Origin of the sequence: Ruegeria sp. HKCCA6707, assembly GCF_013033515.1 — a bacterium.
Lineage (GTDB): Bacteria > Pseudomonadota > Alphaproteobacteria > Rhodobacterales > Rhodobacteraceae > Ruegeria.
The window spans coordinates 40,484-54,475 of the sequence record NZ_WQEG01000003.1; the positions used below are offsets into that span (position 1 = coordinate 40,484).

The following is a 13,992-nucleotide window of genomic DNA, read 5'->3' on the forward strand; positions in this document are numbered from 1 at the left end:
ACATTCGGGTAACGCAGCTGCGCTAACACCCGGACTGCGCGTCCTTGCGCAGCCGTTGCCCGCAGGCCCGGTTTCGGCGCCGATATGCGAAGAATGAGGAAGGGAAAATATGACCGACAGCAACAAATCAGCCACCCTTACAGTTCATGGCGAAACCTACGAGTTGCCGGTTCACTCGCCCACGGCAGGACCCGACGTAATCGACATTCGCAAGCTGTACGGACAGGCCGGAGTGTTCACCTACGATCCGGGTTTCACATCGACTGCCAGCTGTGACAGCACCATCACCTATATCGACGGGGAAAAGGGTGAGCTGTTGCACCGCGGGTACCCGATTGATCAGCTGGCCAGCAAATCGCACTTCCTCGAAGTTTGCTATCTGCTGCTTTACGGAGAGCTGCCGACGGCTCCTGTGTTGGAAAAGTTCGAAACAACGATCACACGCCATACGATGCTGCACGAGCAAATGCAGTATTTCTATCGCGGCTTCCGTCGGGATGCGCACCCGATGGCCATCATGGTCGGCGTTGTGGGCGCAATGTCGGCCTTCTATCACGACTCGACCGATATCTCGGACCCGCATCAGCGTGAGGTCGCCTCGCACCGCCTGATCGCCAAGATGCCGACCATTGCGGCCTGGGCCTATAAATACCACACCGGTCAGCCCTTCGTGTATCCGCGCAACGATCTGGACTATGCGTCGAACTTCCTGCGCATGTGTTTCAGCGTTCCGGCCGAAGAGTATGAGGTCAACCCGATCCTCAGCCGCGCGATGGACCGCATCTTTACCCTGCATGCCGATCACGAGCAGAACGCCTCGACCTCGACCGTGCGTCTGGCGTCGTCTTCGGGCGCGAACCCGTTTGCCTGTATCGCTGCCGGCATTGCCTGCCTATGGGGGCCTGCACATGGTGGTGCGAACCAAGCCTGCCTTGAGATGCTGGAAGAGATCGGGTCGGTGGATCGTATCCCCGAATATATCGCCCGCGCCAAAGACAAGAACGACCCGTTCCGCCTGATGGGCTTTGGCCACAGGGTCTATAAGAACTTCGACCCGCGCGCCAAAGTGATGAAGCAATCGGCTGATGAAGTGCTGGATCTGCTTGGCGTCGAAGACAACCCGAAACTGCAGGTCGCCAAAGAGCTGGAACGCGAGGCTCTGGAAGATCCGTATTTCGCCGAGAAGAAGCTGTTCCCGAATGTGGACTTCTATTCCGGTATCATCCTCGAAGCGATGGGTTTCCCGACTTCGATGTTCACGCCGATTTTCGCGCTGTCGCGCACCGTCGGCTGGGTTAGCCAGTGGAAAGAGATGATCGCCGATCCGCAGAACAAGATCGGGCGTCCACGTCAGCTGTATCTGGGTGAGACCGAACGCAACTACGTGGATATCGAAAACCGCTGATCTGTGGTTTCGAACGCCAAGACAAAACCCCGCGTCGCTGCGGGGTTTTTTGCTGGGGTCATGTGTTACCAAAATGAAACCTTGTACTGCGAAGCCATACCATTGGACTGTCAGAACTTTCCCTACAACAAAGGTAGAATTAGGCTGCCTGCTGTCTGAGTGTGGGTAAGTGCCAAGATCATGCGACGTATCGCAGTTTTTCTGTCTTTTCTGATCGCCACCCCGGCCACGGGCCAAACACTTCTGGAAAGAGCTTTCGAGAATCTGCAACGGGAAAACGCAGCCGGTTCTTTGGCGATCCTGGGTCTGGCCGGCATTCCAGATAACTCTGCCAGTACGATATTTTTGGAATCCAATACCGGTGATCGCGATTACGACTTTCGGTCCGCCCAATTGGGCGGTGGCTTTCGCGTTGCCGAAAGGTTTCCGCTCTATCTGGAAGGTTACATCGGATATGCCCGATACGACCCAGTTCTTTTTTTCAGTGGGACCGGCACGACCAACAGCGTACCCTTGAAATGGACCAGTGCTGCCGTGACCGGCGGGATCGGCTATCAATTCGATATCGGCGAGGCGTGGACGGTCACGCCCATGGCTCATATCTCGATCGGGCGCACGCAATCTGACGCTTCGATCGGAGCGCAGGTAATCGCCGACCGCCTCGGCCTGGATCGCGATTATCTTGAAAGCGGCGGGCTCTGGGCTGGTGGCGCGGGTGGATCGATGACGCTTGCCTACGAACGCCCCTTGTCCAACGATCGCGAGTTCGAGGCCAGCCTGCGCTATACCCATATTGAATACCGGCCCATTGGAGATGACGAGGACCTGCTGATCCGGTCCACGGCGGCAAATGCGGTGTTGTGGAGCAGATACCGCTTTCCAACAGGCAAGCGGATGTTCGGGCGCTCGATACGCTGGGTCGGTGATCTGTCACTGTCATACCTGGTCGGAGATCAGTCGCTTGTGCTGGGCACCGATTGGTTGGCCCGGATTGGTGGCGGCATCGAGGTGGATCTTTCGGACACATGGGTGCCGTGGGTGAGCACCACACGGATTATGGTCCGCTATTACGGAAGCGATACGGTCAACGGGTTCAGTGCCGGAATCGGCATCAGTTTTTAAGCATTAGAACAGCGACAACTGGTCCCCCGCCTGTGCCGGTCTTGCGAACAGATCACAGCGCAATGGGGGTGATTTTGTTCTTAACCCCAGGCGTTTGACTGCCGCCTTGAACCGTTGGGCAATCATCTGGGCATAGATCCCTTCTCCGCGCATCCGATGACCCCAACGCGGGTCGTAATCCCGCCCTCCATGCATCTCACGCAGGCGCGCCATGACCTTTTCGGCCCGGCCCGGCTCATGTTCGGCCAGCCACTCCTGCCAGAGCTGTGACACCTCACGCGGAAGACGCAGCATGATCCAACTGGCCGCGTCCGCGCCTGCCTGTTGACCGGCCTCCAAAAGGCTTTCCAACTCATGATCGGTTAGTCCGGGAACCACCGGAGACGTCATCACCCGCACCGGAATACCCGCCTGGCTCAGCCGTTCGATCATCCGTAACCGGCGCTTTGGCGAGGGCGCCCGAGGCTCCATCCGGCGGCTGAGACCGGCATCAAGCGTGGTCAGAGAGATGCCGACACGCACCAGACCTTGTGCGGCCATAGGGGCCAGAATGTCGATATCTCGTTCGATCAGCGACCCTTTGGTCACGATCCCCAGCGGGTGCTTGAACGCGCTTAAAACCTGCAGGCATTCCCTTGTTATCTCGCGCTTTTTCTCGATGGGCTGATACGGGTCTGTATTGGTTCCAAGCGCCAGCGTCGCCACCTTGTAAGATTTCGCCGACAGCTCGCGCCGCAAGACCTCGGCGGCATTCGGTCGGGCAATTAAGCGCGTCTCGAAATCCAACCCGGGCGACAACCCCAGATAGGCATGGCTGGGCCGTGCGAAACAATAGACACAGCCATGTTCGCATCCGCGGTACGGGTTGATCGACCGGTCAAAGGGCAGATCCGGAGATCGGTTATAGCTGATCAGGCTGCGCGCCACCTCGTCGCTGACCTCGGTGCGCAAAGGCGGCAGGTCTTCCGGCAGGTCCCAATCATCTGAGACTGGCGTGACCGACAGGGGTTCGAACCGACCTGTGGTGTTCGACCCAGCGCCCCGCCCGATCGGTATCGCCGACCCAATCTGTTCGCTTTTTGTTCTCATTTCACCTTCAGTCTTACGCGACACCAAAGGGCCTGACAAGCCTTGACCGCGTGGCGCCCCTGCGCAGTCAAAACTCCGCAAAGCCCCCAGCTAAGATGAAATTTCCGCTAGATCATCTTGTAAACTATTCTACTGCAACATCAGCTTAACTGTCATAAAGGTCGGTCTGAGAACGGCCATGGTCGCAATCGACACAGTGTTTCTGCGACGAAATGGCCAAAAACGGAAAATATAGCCACTGTGGGCCGCTTGGCCCCAAAGCTCGGGAATACGCTCCATGTCCGACGAAGAAGATATCGTCCTGTCCGAACTGAACGACGAAGAGCTTGTCGAACAGATGTTCGACGACCTCTATGACGGTCTGAAGGAAGAGATCGAAGAAGGCACCAACATCTTGCTCGAGCGCGGGTGGATGCCTTATGACATCCTGACCAAGGCTCTGGTCGGCGGGATGACCATCGTGGGCCATGATTTCCGGGACGGTATTCTGTTTGTGCCCGAAGTTCTGTTGGCCGCCAATGCGATGAAGGGCGGAATGGCCATTCTCAAGCCGCTTCTGGCCGAAACCGGGGCCCCTCGTGTGGGCAAGATGGTGATTGGTACCGTCAAGGGCGACATCCACGACATCGGCAAGAACCTGGTGTCGATGATGATGGAAGGCGCAGGCTTTGAAGTGGTTGATCTGGGCATCAACAACCCGGTCGAAAACTATCTGGAAGCGCTCGAGACCGAGAAGCCTGATATTCTGGGAATGTCCGCACTGCTGACAACCACAATGCCTTACATGAAGGTCGTGATCGACACGATGGTCGAACAAGGCCTGCGCGATGATTACATCGTTCTGGTGGGCGGTGCGCCCCTGAACGAAGAGTTCGGCAAGGCCATTGGAGCCGATGCCTATTGCCGCGATGCCGCGGTGGCCGTTGAGACTGCGAAGGAATTCGTATCTCGCCGCCACAATCAATTGGCTGGCTAAAACCCCTCACAATTTCTGCAATGGGCCGTCCGGTTTCGGGCGGCTTCTTTTTTTGGGCCACGAGATGCCTTGCGTCGCCTCGCGCTTAACATCTTTTAAACCGGCCTGCCGTTACACAAGAGCGGAAGCAGCTTTGAGGTTCTTGTGCAGACGACATTCACCGTAATTTCGTTGGGTAACCTGTCAGACATTGACACGTTTGAAGGAAACACAACCGCCGAAAACGCCGCCGCGCTGGTGGGGCAAAGCTTTGGCGGCCCGGGGAACGCCTTGTTCAGCAACGCGGTGACCTGGTCACCGGTTGGCAATCCGAGGGGCGTTTACAACATGAACAACGCCATTTCGAATGATCAGTTCTCAATCGATGGCGGCCCGCCGCAGACCGTTGATGGCACGGCGGTTTATCAGGCAACTCTGACCTATTCCGATGGCTCAACAGATACGTTTTCGGCCGTTATCGTTCAGGACACTACCGGAGACACCTATCTCGCACCGGAACTCTCGGACAATGCGGATCAAGCCGCGCTTGAGGCGAAGCCGATCCAATCCATCTCGCTTGACGGGCTTGCTGGCAACCGGTTCAGCGGGCTGGGTTCTGTGCGTGAAGACTGGGATCTGGTGACCTGCTTTACCATGGGCACACGGATCGAAACCGAAACGGGTATCAGTGCGATCGAAACCATCCGCGCGGGCGACGGGGTTCGCACTCTGGATCATGGGTTTCAACCCGTTCGATGGATTGGGCAGCGCACAGTACCAGCCGAAGGCGCTTTTGCACCGATTCTGTTCAAGGCTCACGCCTTGGGAAATACACGCGATTTACGGGTATCGCAGCAACATCGGGTTTTGCTGAACGACTTCAGGGGCGAGCTTTGCAGCGGATATGCCGAAGCGCTGGCTCCGGCCAAACATCTGGTGAATGGCGATGATATTATGCTGATAGATGGCGGAATGGTCACCTATGTCCACCTGATGTTCGACCAGCATGAATTGATCTGGTCCGAGGGATGTTTGACCGAAAGCTTTCATCCCGGTGCTCAGGGCTGGAACAGTCTGGATCGAAAGGCGCGCTCTGAAATCCTAAGCTTGTTCCCCGAGTTGCAGACGGAAGGGCTTGCCGCCTATGGCACCACAGCACGGCCTTTGCTGGCCCGGAGCGAAACACAGGCGTCGGTGGGCTAGAAAAAGATGTCGGTGCAAGGCTTGCCTTGGTGCCCCAATCGTCGTTCTGTGGCCCAAGCGCAGCTGAAAGCCCCCCAAAATGCCCAACGACACCCTGCCCGACCCGACCCAACTGACCAACAACACGTTTTCCACCAACACCGGTGGTCGGATCCTGCTGATCGCCTGCGGAGCACTTGCGCGCGAGATCCTTGATCTGAAAAACCGCAACGGCTGGGATCACATCGCGCTGACCTGCCTGCCCGCGATTTTGCACGTGCATCCCGAAAAGATCACGCAAGCGGTTGAGGACGCCATTGCCAAACACCGCGACAGCTATGAACAGGTCTACGTGGTCTATGCAGATTGTGGCACCGGCGGGATGTTGCAGAAGGCTTGCGAAAAGCTGAATGTCGAGATGATCCAGGGGCCACATTGTTATTCCTTCTTCGAAGGCAATGACACCTTCGCGGCCCATGGTGAGGATGAGACCACGGCATTCTACCTGACAGATTTTCTGGCCCGTCAGTTTGACGCCTTTGTCTGGAAACCGCTGGGCCTGGATCGTCATCCCGAACTGCGTGACATGTATTTCGGCAATTACACCAAGCTTGTCTATCAGGCTCAGACAGACGACCCGGAACTGACACGGCGCGCGCAGGACTGCGCACAGCGCATGGGACTGGCTTTCGAGCGTCGCCTGACTGGCTATGGCGATCTGGAAACCACCTTGTCCGACTGGGCCGCCAGGCCGTTGTCCCAGAGTGAGTGATCAGGCGGTTGCCTGTGCAACCTCGCGAATGCGTTCGATCATCGCGCGCAGCCCGTTCGAACGCTGCGCCGACAGGTGATCGTTCAGACCAAGCCGCGCCAGCTCGGCGGCAGCATCGACACCAGGCACCTCGGCAACCGGCAACCCGTTATAAAGACAACGCAGAACCGCGATAAGCCCGCGCACAATCAAAGCATCACTATCGCCATCAAACCGGAAAACGCCCCCTTCAACAACGGGATGAAGCCAGACCTGGCTCGCGCAGCCATCAACCTTTGTTGCCGGAACCTTAAGCGCGTCATCCAATCGCTGCATCGCTTTGCCCTGATCGATCACATGGCGATAGCGATCTTCCCAATCGTCCAGAAACTCAAAATCTTCAACGATCTCTTCAAAGGCGGGCGTTGCCATGGTGCGGCTCTTTCTAGCGGTTCGTGTTCACAACTGAGACCTAGGCCCGCCTTTGCCGACTGTCCACCCCTTGCGCGGGTTTTCAAAGCTGCGGAATTAGGCTAATCCGGTGCGGGTGAATTAGTGCTAAATGTTGGGGCCCATGTACAAAAATCTGTCCGCTCTGCTCGTTGCCACGGTTTTGCTTTCAGCCTGTGGAAATTGGGGCAACTCTCGGGCGAACCCCTCGAATTGGTTCGGACGCAGCGACCCTGCCCCGGTCGAGGTCTCGCCTGACGATGCCAACGCCCTGATCCCGCAAGACTCGGACAGTCTCGGATTGTTTTCACGGCCTGAGGCGCAAGACACCACCGTTCCTATTGCGATCATTGATGAGCTTCGCATCGACCCGACCCCACATGGCGCAATCATCTATGCGTCGGGAACCGCGATCCGCCAAGGTGCATTTGACGCCGAGTTGCGGCGCGTGGTCTCGGAAGAGAACACCGCAAACGGTATCATCGAGTATTCTTTCCGCGTGAACTATCCCGACTTCGCAACCCGCCAAGGCAGCGTGCAATCCCGCACGGTGTCGGATGCGGCAAATCTCAGCACGCAGGACTTGCAGGGTATTCGGCTGATCCGAGTGGTCGGGCAACAAAACGCGCTGGAATCACGCAGGCGCTAACCGCAATCTATAAGCTGACAACCTCGACGGCCGAGCCTTTGGCCGCGAGGGCGATCTTACCTTCGCACAGCTTCAAAGCGTCTTCGCCAAACACTTCGAACCGCCATCCGGTCATCGCGGGCACGTCGCGCTCTCCTGCCGCGATCTGATCCAATTCAGCACTTGAGGCAATCAGCTTGGCCGCAACGCCAGCGCTTTCGGTTTTGGATTTCAGCAAGACGCGCAGCAAATCCGCAAGCGCCGGGTTCACTTTCAGGTTTTCGCGGCTGTTGTCAGGTTTAGGCAATTGATCCGGTGGGCAATCCATACCCCGTTTGACTGCGGCCAGAATACCATCGGCGATCACCCCTTTACGGGCCTCGCGAAGCAACAGGCGCGACCGTCCCAAATCACCCATGGATTTCGGTTTGGTCGATGCCATCTCGATCAAAGCATCGTCCTTGAAGACGCGGCTGCGTGGAACGTTGTTTTCCTGCGCGTGGGCCTCTCGGAAATGGGCCAACTCGCGCACCACGGCCAGAAACTTTGCTGAGTTCGTACGTGTCTTGACACGGCGCCAAGCATCCTCGGGACGAATATCGTAGGTCGCCGGGTTGGTCAGGATCCGCAACTCTTCCGCCACCCAATGGCTGCGCCGTGACTTGTCCAACTGTGTTGCCAGATGTTCATAGATCTTGCGCAGATGCGTCACGTCGGCCAGTGCATAGGTTTTCTGCGCGTCAGTCAGCGGCCTGCGTGACCAGTCGGTAAAGCGCGAGGTCTTGTCGACACCTTCCTTGCAGATCTTGCGCACAAGCGTTTCATAGCCAACCTGCTCACCAAACCCACAGACCATGGCCGCGACCTGTGTGTCGAACATCGGTGTGGGAAAGATACCGGCCTCAACCCAGAATATCTCAAGGTCCTGGCGGGCTGCGTGGAACACTTTGACCACCGTGTCGTTCTGAAACAGCTGGTACAGCGGGTCGAGTGAGATGCCGTCGGCCAGCGGGTCCACAAGAACCGCACTGTCTGGGTCGTCCGAGGGATAGGCCAATTGCACCAAACACAGCTTGGAATAATAGGTCCGTTCACGCAGGAACTCGGTGTCTACGGTAACGTAAGGGTATTGTGCCGCCGTTTCACAGAAATCGGCCAGCTCTTGCGTGGTTGTCAGGGTTTTCATACGCCGTGCTAGTCTTGGTTTTGCTTTAGATAACTGCCCGATTGTCCATCCTCATCCCGAGCGCTGAGGGCGACCATAAGCCGAATATCGGGCGGGTGTAAATCACCCAAGGATCAAGGCAGAAGAACGGGTGTCCTGTCCGCAACGGCAAAGCGGCGCAGCACCGCCGGATAGAGCTTGTGTTCCCAGGTCAGAACGCGGGCCGCCAAGCTTTCTGGCGTATCGTCTGGCGCGATCACAACCCGCGCCTGTCCCAGGATGGGGCCGTCGTCCAGCGCAGCTGTGACCTCATGGACAGTGCAGCCATGCTCTGCGTCGCCTGCCTCGATCGCCCGGGCATGAGTGTGCAGGCCCTTGTATTTCGGCAGCAGTGAGGGGTGAATGTTCAACATACGCCCCTGAAACTGTGAGACGAAATCGCCGGTCAGCACCCGCATGAACCCAGCCAGACAAATGATATCGGGTCGCGCGGCCAGCAGCGGCTTGATCAACTCCGCCTCAAAGGCGGGACGATCACCCCTATAGGGTCGGTGATCCACCGCTGCCGTGGGGATGCCCCTGTCTGCGGCTTTCTTCAGGCCTCCGGCATTGGCGTCATTCGACAGCACCAGACACGGCCGCGCCGGGTGGTCGCCAACCATGCTGTCGACCAGCGACACCATGTTCGACCCACCGCCCGAGAGCAGAATGGCGACGCGTTTTTGGCTCACAAGAGCTTACCCGCATAGGTCACGCCGGGCACATCCGTCACCGCACCAATCCGGGCGACGGTCTCGCCAGCCTCGGTCAGCAACGTGGTCAGGGCATCGGCTTGTTCCGCTTCACAGACTACGATCATCCCGATCCCGCAATTGAAAGTCTTGAGCATCTCGGCTTCGGCAATTCCGCCCACCTGCGCCATCCAGCCAAAGACGGCAGGCAGATCCCAGCTGTCCAGATAGATCTTTGCGCCCAGCCCCTCAGGCAAGACCCGCGGCAGGTTCTCGGTCAGTCCACCACCGGTGACATGGGCCAGCGCGTGTACACCCCCGGCCCGGATCGCCGCCAAGGCCGGTCTTACATAAAGCCGCGTGGGCGTCAGCAGCGCGGCCCCCAGAGTGTCATCGCCGAACGGAGATGCGGCATCCCAGCCCAGGCCCGAAAGCTCGACCAGTTTGCGCACCAGAGAATACCCGTTCGAATGCACCCCGTTCGAGGCCAGCCCCAGCAGAACGTCACCCGATGTCACGCCGTCGGGCAATGCGGCCCCACGCTCCATCGCGCCGACCGAGAAACCGGCCAGGTCGAAGTCACCATCAGGATACATGCCGGGCATCTCGGCGGTCTCTCCACCGATCAAAGCGCAGCCGGATTGCGCACAGCCTTCAGCGATACCTTCGATGATGCGTGCCGCTGTGTCCGTATCCAGTTTGCCGGTGGCAAAATAGTCGAGGAAAAACAGCGGCTCGGCCCCTTGGCAGATCAGATCGTTGACGCACATGGCCACCAGATCGATGCCGACGCCATCGACCACGCCAGTATCGATTGCAATCCGCAGCTTGGTGCCGACACCATCCGTAGCGCCCACAAGAATCGGGTCGTCATATCCGGCCGCTTTCAGATCAAACAGCGCACCAAAGCCTCCCAGGCCGCTCATCACCCCCGGACGGTTGGTGCGTTTGGCCGCAGGTTTGATCCGGTCGACCAGAGCGTTGCCCGCATCAATATCCACACCCGCATCCGCATAGGTGATTCCGTTCTTGCCCGCTGTCATGGCCGACCCCTTGTGACTGTGTTGCGCGCGGGTTAGTCGATTGTGCGCCGTCATGCAACGGTCAGGCTTGACGCGGGGCCTGATCGTGATACCCAAGGCGCTCAGGCGGGCCTGTAGCTCAATTGGTTAGAGCAGAGCGCTCATAACGCTTTGGTTGGGGGTTCGAGTCCCTCCGGGCCTACCACGATCTCACCGCCGGTGACTGAGATTGGGATGACTATGCTCTGCATGGCTTTGATACGTCATCAGTGGTTCTGATCGAAATTTCGGCTGCAGCTGGTGCCGACTTGGCTTATAAGGCGCCCAAACCAAAGGTTTTTTCGCCAATGAAACGAGCATTAGGATGCTGATTTCCCACACAAAGAAGTTCATTTTCATCAAGACGACCAAGACTGCCGGTACATCTGTCGAGGTGTTGCTGCAAAAATACTGTGTGCCGCAGGGTTTCAGCTTTCCGGCCGATCCTTTTGACCAGATTGTCACCGACGCTGGTGTCGTTGGCGGTCGCGGTCCCAATCCCGAAACGCGCAATACCTGGTTTGCGCATATGACAGCATCCGAAATCAAGGCACTTGTTTCTCCAGAGATCTGGGATGGCTACACCAAGATCTGCAATATTCGGAACCCTTGGGACAAAACCGTATCCTTCTTTCACTTCAACAACCGCTCTGTTTCGTCCCTGCCGAAAGCCGAGATCATTGCCAAATTCCGGGACTTCATGCGCAATTCGAATCGCAATGGTCGCGATACCCACATCTATTTTATCGATGGCGCGCCGGTTGCCGACGTGTACCTGCGCCATGAAAGACTGACGGATGATTTCAATCAACTTTGCGAGAAACTCGACTTGCAAACCGAAGAATTACCCCGCCTGAAAGGCCAATTCCGCGACAAGGAAAAGCTGCACTATCGTGACTATTACGATGATGAGCTACGCGATATGGTTGCGACGGTTTACGCCAGTGAGATCAAAGCCTTCGGCTGGGAATTCTAGATTCGCACACCGTTACGGCACTTTACCGAGCAATCACAATATCCGCACACAGCCCGCCCAGTTTCTGGCTTGCTCCCAAGCGCAAGGTGCCGCCATGGGCACGGGCGATGTCGGCCACGATGGCCAACCCCAGACCAACACCGCTGCCTTGGTTCTGGTTGCGTGACGCGTCCAGACGGGTGAATGGTTTCACCGCTTCGGTGCGCTGTTCCAACGGAATGCCCGGTCCGTCATCTTCGACCCGTATACGCATGGACTTGTTGGTCACCGTCAGGCTGATCTCGGCCCGATCTCCGTACCGGACGGCATTGCCGATCAGGTTCTCAACCGCCCGTCGCATCGCTGTGGGGCGCAGCATCACGTTGCCCTGCCCTTCGACCGAGACAAGCTCTGCCTTGTGACCCGCCCGCTGGGCGTCATCGATGATCTGGCCCAACCATTCGACTGGATCAACCTCTTGCGGTGCGACCTCCGAGGCCCCGCGCGAAAACTCCAGAAACGCATCCAGAAGCGACTGCATCTCGTCAACGTCTTTCAGCATCGGCTTGGCCTCGTCTTCCGGCAAGAGCGACAGCCCCAGTTTCAACCGCGTCAACGGTGTGCGTAAATCATGGCTGACGCCGGACAGAATCAATGTGCGCTGTTCGATTTGCCGTTCGATCCTCGCGCGCATGTCCAGAAAAGCGTTGCCCGCTGCGCGCACCTCCAGCGCGCCACTGGGCGCATAAGGAACGGTTCTGCCGCGTCCAAAAGCCTGCGCCGCATCCGCCAAACGGGTAATCGGGCGCAGTTGGTTGCGCATGTAGAGAAACGAGATCGAGGTCATTAGAATCCCAAAGGCAACCACCGTCACGATCAACTGATGTGGAGCCACAGGGGACAAGCGACGTCGGTCAAAGCTGAGTTCCAAAATCCCCAATGAGGTTTCGAAATACAGATGTGCCTCACGGCCATTTGGCAATGCCAGCGCAACAAGCTGCGGGTATCGTGCCGTCAAATCCGCATCGACCTGCGGGGCGATAAAGTCGTACCAACGCCTCCGCCCCTGATCGGGCACCTCACTCAGGCCCAGAAAACGGGCGCTCATCTGCAACGCGGCCAGATCGGCCCGCGCGGCGGCGAGCGCTTGCTGCTGGGTTTCGACATCGGCCATCGCATCGAGAACAAGGTCAATCTCACGCGAGGTGCTATCAGTCATCTGCCCGGTCACATCCTCAAGATGTTTCTGCACAAAGGCGATCGAAACCACCAGCAGCACAACCACCACCGGCAGAACCAAAATCAAGGCGGCACGCGCGTAAAGGCTGCGCGGCATATAACGTTTGAGCCATTGCGTCCACATGAGCTAAACCCTAGCGAGCCACCCGGACAAGAGGAAGAGGTGACGATGCAGGCCCCTGATGATTTCAACCCTGTCCCGGGCCAGCCCGAGACGCTGTCGCCGGGGCTGCAAAGGATCCTGGCGCCCAACCCTTCGCCCATGACCTATCGGGGCACCAACACGTATTTGCTGGGTACCGGCGACGTGATTGTCATCGATCCCGGCCCACAGAGCGCGCCGCATTTGCAAGCCATTCTGGATGCGATACAGCCGCATCAGCGCATCAGCCACATCATTGTCACCCATACCCACCTGGATCATTCTCCTCTGGCCGCCCCGCTTGCCGCCGAGACCGGTGCTCCGATTCTGGCCTTTGGCGCAGCGGGGTCCGGGCGCAGCGCGGTGATGACGGAACTGGCTCAAAACGGCTTGGTGGGCGGCGGTGAGGGCATCGACCATGCGTTTCGCCCCGATATCGAACTGGACGATGGTGGAAAAGTCCAAGGCGACGGGATCACGCTTGAGGTGATTCACACGCCCGGGCATCTGGGCAATCATATTGCACTGGCCTGGGACGATATCTGTTTTACCGCAGATCATGTGATGGGCTGGGCCAGTTCTCTGGTCTCACCACCAGACGGAGATCTGACCGATTTCATGGCAGCCTGCCACCAACTGCGCGCCCGCGACTGGTCGGTGTTTCACCCAGGCCACGGAGCACCGATCACTGACCCTGCAGGCCGCTTGGACTGGCTGATTGCCCATCGCCTGGAACGGGAACGCCAGATCCTGACAGAGCTGGAGGATGGCCCAGCAGATGTTGGCCAATTGGCGCGGCGCATCTACAACGACACGCCAACGGCGCTTCTGCCAGCCGCCGAGCGCAATGTTCTGGCCCATCTTGTTGATCTGACGGGAAAATCCACCGTGGCACCGGTTGGCATTCTGTCTGCGCACGCGCGGTTCAAGCGCCTGAGCTGATGCAAGATTTTTTGAGCGCCATCGCGTTTTATGCTCTGGACGCCGAAAATCCCTGTTGCTATACGCGCTGAAAGTTCCGGCGTAGCTCAGCGGTAGAGCAGTTGACTGTTAATCAATTGGTCGTAGGTTCGATCCCTACCGCCGGAGCCAATTTCCAACATCATCTGTCACAAGA

At 58.0% G+C, this 13,992-nt stretch carries 14 protein-coding genes and 2 tRNA genes; 10 read left to right on the forward strand and 6 right to left on the reverse strand.

Going from position 1 to position 13,992, the window contains the following annotated elements:
* The first annotated feature begins 109 nt into the window (after positions 1 to 109).
* Together gltA and GOW40_RS08680 are read left to right on the forward strand one after the other, a co-directional pair.
* On the forward strand, positions 110 to 1,405 hold the full coding sequence (gene gltA / locus GOW40_RS08675) for a citrate synthase (RefSeq protein WP_171099360.1): 1,296 nt from the start codon (positions 110 to 112) through the stop codon (positions 1,403 to 1,405).
* Positions 1,406 to 1,585: 180 nt separating this feature from the next.
* A complete protein-coding gene (locus tag GOW40_RS08680; RefSeq protein WP_171129686.1) occupies positions 1,586 to 2,527 on the forward strand; it encodes an autotransporter domain-containing protein in 942 nt (313 codons plus the stop codon).
* Between the two features lie 3 nt (positions 2,528 to 2,530).
* Here the strand turns inward: GOW40_RS08680 and GOW40_RS08685 are convergent, their stop codons facing one another.
* On the reverse strand, positions 2,531 to 3,616 hold the full coding sequence (locus GOW40_RS08685; RefSeq protein ID WP_171129688.1) for a PA0069 family radical SAM protein: 1,086 nt from the start codon (positions 3,614 to 3,616) through the stop codon (positions 2,531 to 2,533).
* A 277-nt stretch (positions 3,617 to 3,893) separates the two neighbouring features.
* Between GOW40_RS08685 and GOW40_RS08690 the strand changes: the two genes are divergently transcribed.
* From GOW40_RS08690 to GOW40_RS08700, 3 genes are all read left to right on the forward strand, one after another.
* Positions 3,894 to 4,592, forward strand: coding sequence for a B12-binding domain-containing protein (locus GOW40_RS08690; RefSeq protein WP_171099365.1), 699 nt, complete (start codon positions 3,894 to 3,896; stop codon positions 4,590 to 4,592).
* A gap of 144 nt (positions 4,593 to 4,736) precedes the next feature.
* Entirely contained in the window at positions 4,737 to 5,774 is a 1,038-nt protein-coding gene (locus GOW40_RS08695; protein ID WP_171136450.1) for a Hint domain-containing protein, read from the forward strand.
* 79 nt (positions 5,775 to 5,853) lie between these two features.
* Complete coding sequence (locus tag GOW40_RS08700; RefSeq protein WP_171129692.1) at positions 5,854 to 6,525, forward strand: DUF1638 domain-containing protein; 672 nt, start codon at positions 5,854 to 5,856, stop codon at positions 6,523 to 6,525.
* On the opposite strand, the gene GOW40_RS08705 is transcribed toward GOW40_RS08700, so the two are convergent.
* Positions 6,526 to 6,936, reverse strand: a complete 411-nt coding sequence (locus GOW40_RS08705; RefSeq protein WP_171129694.1) for a SufE family protein — start codon at positions 6,934 to 6,936, stop codon at positions 6,526 to 6,528.
* Positions 6,937 to 7,078: 142 nt separating this feature from the next.
* Between GOW40_RS08705 and GOW40_RS08710 the strand changes: the two genes are divergently transcribed.
* Positions 7,079 to 7,603 carry a hypothetical protein gene (locus tag GOW40_RS08710; RefSeq protein ID WP_171129696.1) on the forward strand — a complete coding sequence of 175 codons (525 nt, stop codon included), beginning with the start codon at positions 7,079 to 7,081 and terminating at the stop codon, positions 7,601 to 7,603.
* Between the two features lie 7 nt (positions 7,604 to 7,610).
* Here GOW40_RS08710 and rnd read toward each other — a convergent pair whose 3' ends face one another.
* The 3 genes from rnd to purM form a co-directional block, all read right to left on the reverse strand.
* Complete coding sequence (gene rnd / locus GOW40_RS08715; RefSeq protein ID WP_171129698.1) at positions 7,611 to 8,768, reverse strand: ribonuclease D; 1,158 nt, start codon at positions 8,766 to 8,768, stop codon at positions 7,611 to 7,613.
* 113 nt (positions 8,769 to 8,881) lie between these two features.
* Complete coding sequence (gene purN, locus GOW40_RS08720; RefSeq protein WP_171129700.1) at positions 8,882 to 9,478, reverse strand: phosphoribosylglycinamide formyltransferase; 597 nt, start codon at positions 9,476 to 9,478, stop codon at positions 8,882 to 8,884.
* On the reverse strand, positions 9,475 to 10,521 hold the full coding sequence (gene purM / locus GOW40_RS08725) for a phosphoribosylformylglycinamidine cyclo-ligase (RefSeq protein WP_171136449.1): 1,047 nt from the start codon (positions 10,519 to 10,521) through the stop codon (positions 9,475 to 9,477). The genes purN and purM overlap by 4 nt, the downstream gene beginning before the upstream one ends.
* A gap of 107 nt (positions 10,522 to 10,628) precedes the next feature.
* Here purM and GOW40_RS08730 point away from each other — a divergent pair.
* A tRNA-Ile gene (locus GOW40_RS08730) sits at positions 10,629 to 10,705 on the forward strand.
* A gap of 159 nt (positions 10,706 to 10,864) precedes the next feature.
* Positions 10,865 to 11,515 carry a sulfotransferase family 2 domain-containing protein gene (locus tag GOW40_RS08735; RefSeq protein WP_171129704.1) on the forward strand — a complete coding sequence of 217 codons (651 nt, stop codon included), beginning with the start codon at positions 10,865 to 10,867 and terminating at the stop codon, positions 11,513 to 11,515.
* A gap of 22 nt (positions 11,516 to 11,537) precedes the next feature.
* Here the strand turns inward: GOW40_RS08735 and GOW40_RS08740 are convergent, their stop codons facing one another.
* Positions 11,538 to 12,857: an ATP-binding protein gene (locus GOW40_RS08740; protein ID WP_171129706.1), complete on the reverse strand. Its 1,320-nt coding sequence runs from the start codon at positions 12,855 to 12,857 to the stop codon at positions 11,538 to 11,540.
* A 45-nt stretch (positions 12,858 to 12,902) separates the two neighbouring features.
* Between GOW40_RS08740 and GOW40_RS08745 the strand changes: the two genes are divergently transcribed.
* Entirely contained in the window at positions 12,903 to 13,817 is a 915-nt protein-coding gene (locus tag GOW40_RS08745) for an MBL fold metallo-hydrolase (RefSeq protein WP_171129708.1), read from the forward strand.
* A 75-nt stretch (positions 13,818 to 13,892) separates the two neighbouring features.
* Positions 13,893 to 13,967 (forward strand) — tRNA-Asn (locus GOW40_RS08750).
* The last annotated feature ends 25 nt before the right edge of the window (positions 13,968 to 13,992 follow it).

Coding starts and splice junctions, on each gene's coding strand:
- gltA (WP_171099360.1), top strand. CDS start 110: ATGACCGACAGCAACAAATCAGCCACCCTTACAGTTCATGGCGAAACC.
- GOW40_RS08680 (WP_171129686.1), top strand. CDS start 1,586: ATGCGACGTATCGCAGTTTTTCTGTCTTTTCTGATCGCCACCCCGGCC.
- GOW40_RS08685 (WP_171129688.1), bottom strand. CDS start 3,616: ATGAGAACAAAAAGCGAACAGATTGGGTCGGCGATACCGATCGGGCGG.
- GOW40_RS08690 (WP_171099365.1), top strand. CDS start 3,894: ATGTCCGACGAAGAAGATATCGTCCTGTCCGAACTGAACGACGAAGAG.
- GOW40_RS08700 (WP_171129692.1), top strand. CDS start 5,854: ATGCCCAACGACACCCTGCCCGACCCGACCCAACTGACCAACAACACG.
- GOW40_RS08705 (WP_171129694.1), bottom strand. CDS start 6,936: ATGGCAACGCCCGCCTTTGAAGAGATCGTTGAAGATTTTGAGTTTCTG.
- GOW40_RS08710 (WP_171129696.1), top strand. CDS start 7,079: ATGTACAAAAATCTGTCCGCTCTGCTCGTTGCCACGGTTTTGCTTTCA.
- rnd (WP_171129698.1), bottom strand. CDS start 8,768: ATGAAAACCCTGACAACCACGCAAGAGCTGGCCGATTTCTGTGAAACG.
- purM (WP_171136449.1), bottom strand. CDS start 10,521: ATGACAGCGGGCAAGAACGGAATCACCTATGCGGATGCGGGTGTGGAT.
- GOW40_RS08735 (WP_171129704.1), top strand. CDS start 10,865: ATGCTGATTTCCCACACAAAGAAGTTCATTTTCATCAAGACGACCAAG.
- GOW40_RS08740 (WP_171129706.1), bottom strand. CDS start 12,857: ATGTGGACGCAATGGCTCAAACGTTATATGCCGCGCAGCCTTTACGCG.
- GOW40_RS08745 (WP_171129708.1), top strand. CDS start 12,903: ATGCAGGCCCCTGATGATTTCAACCCTGTCCCGGGCCAGCCCGAGACG.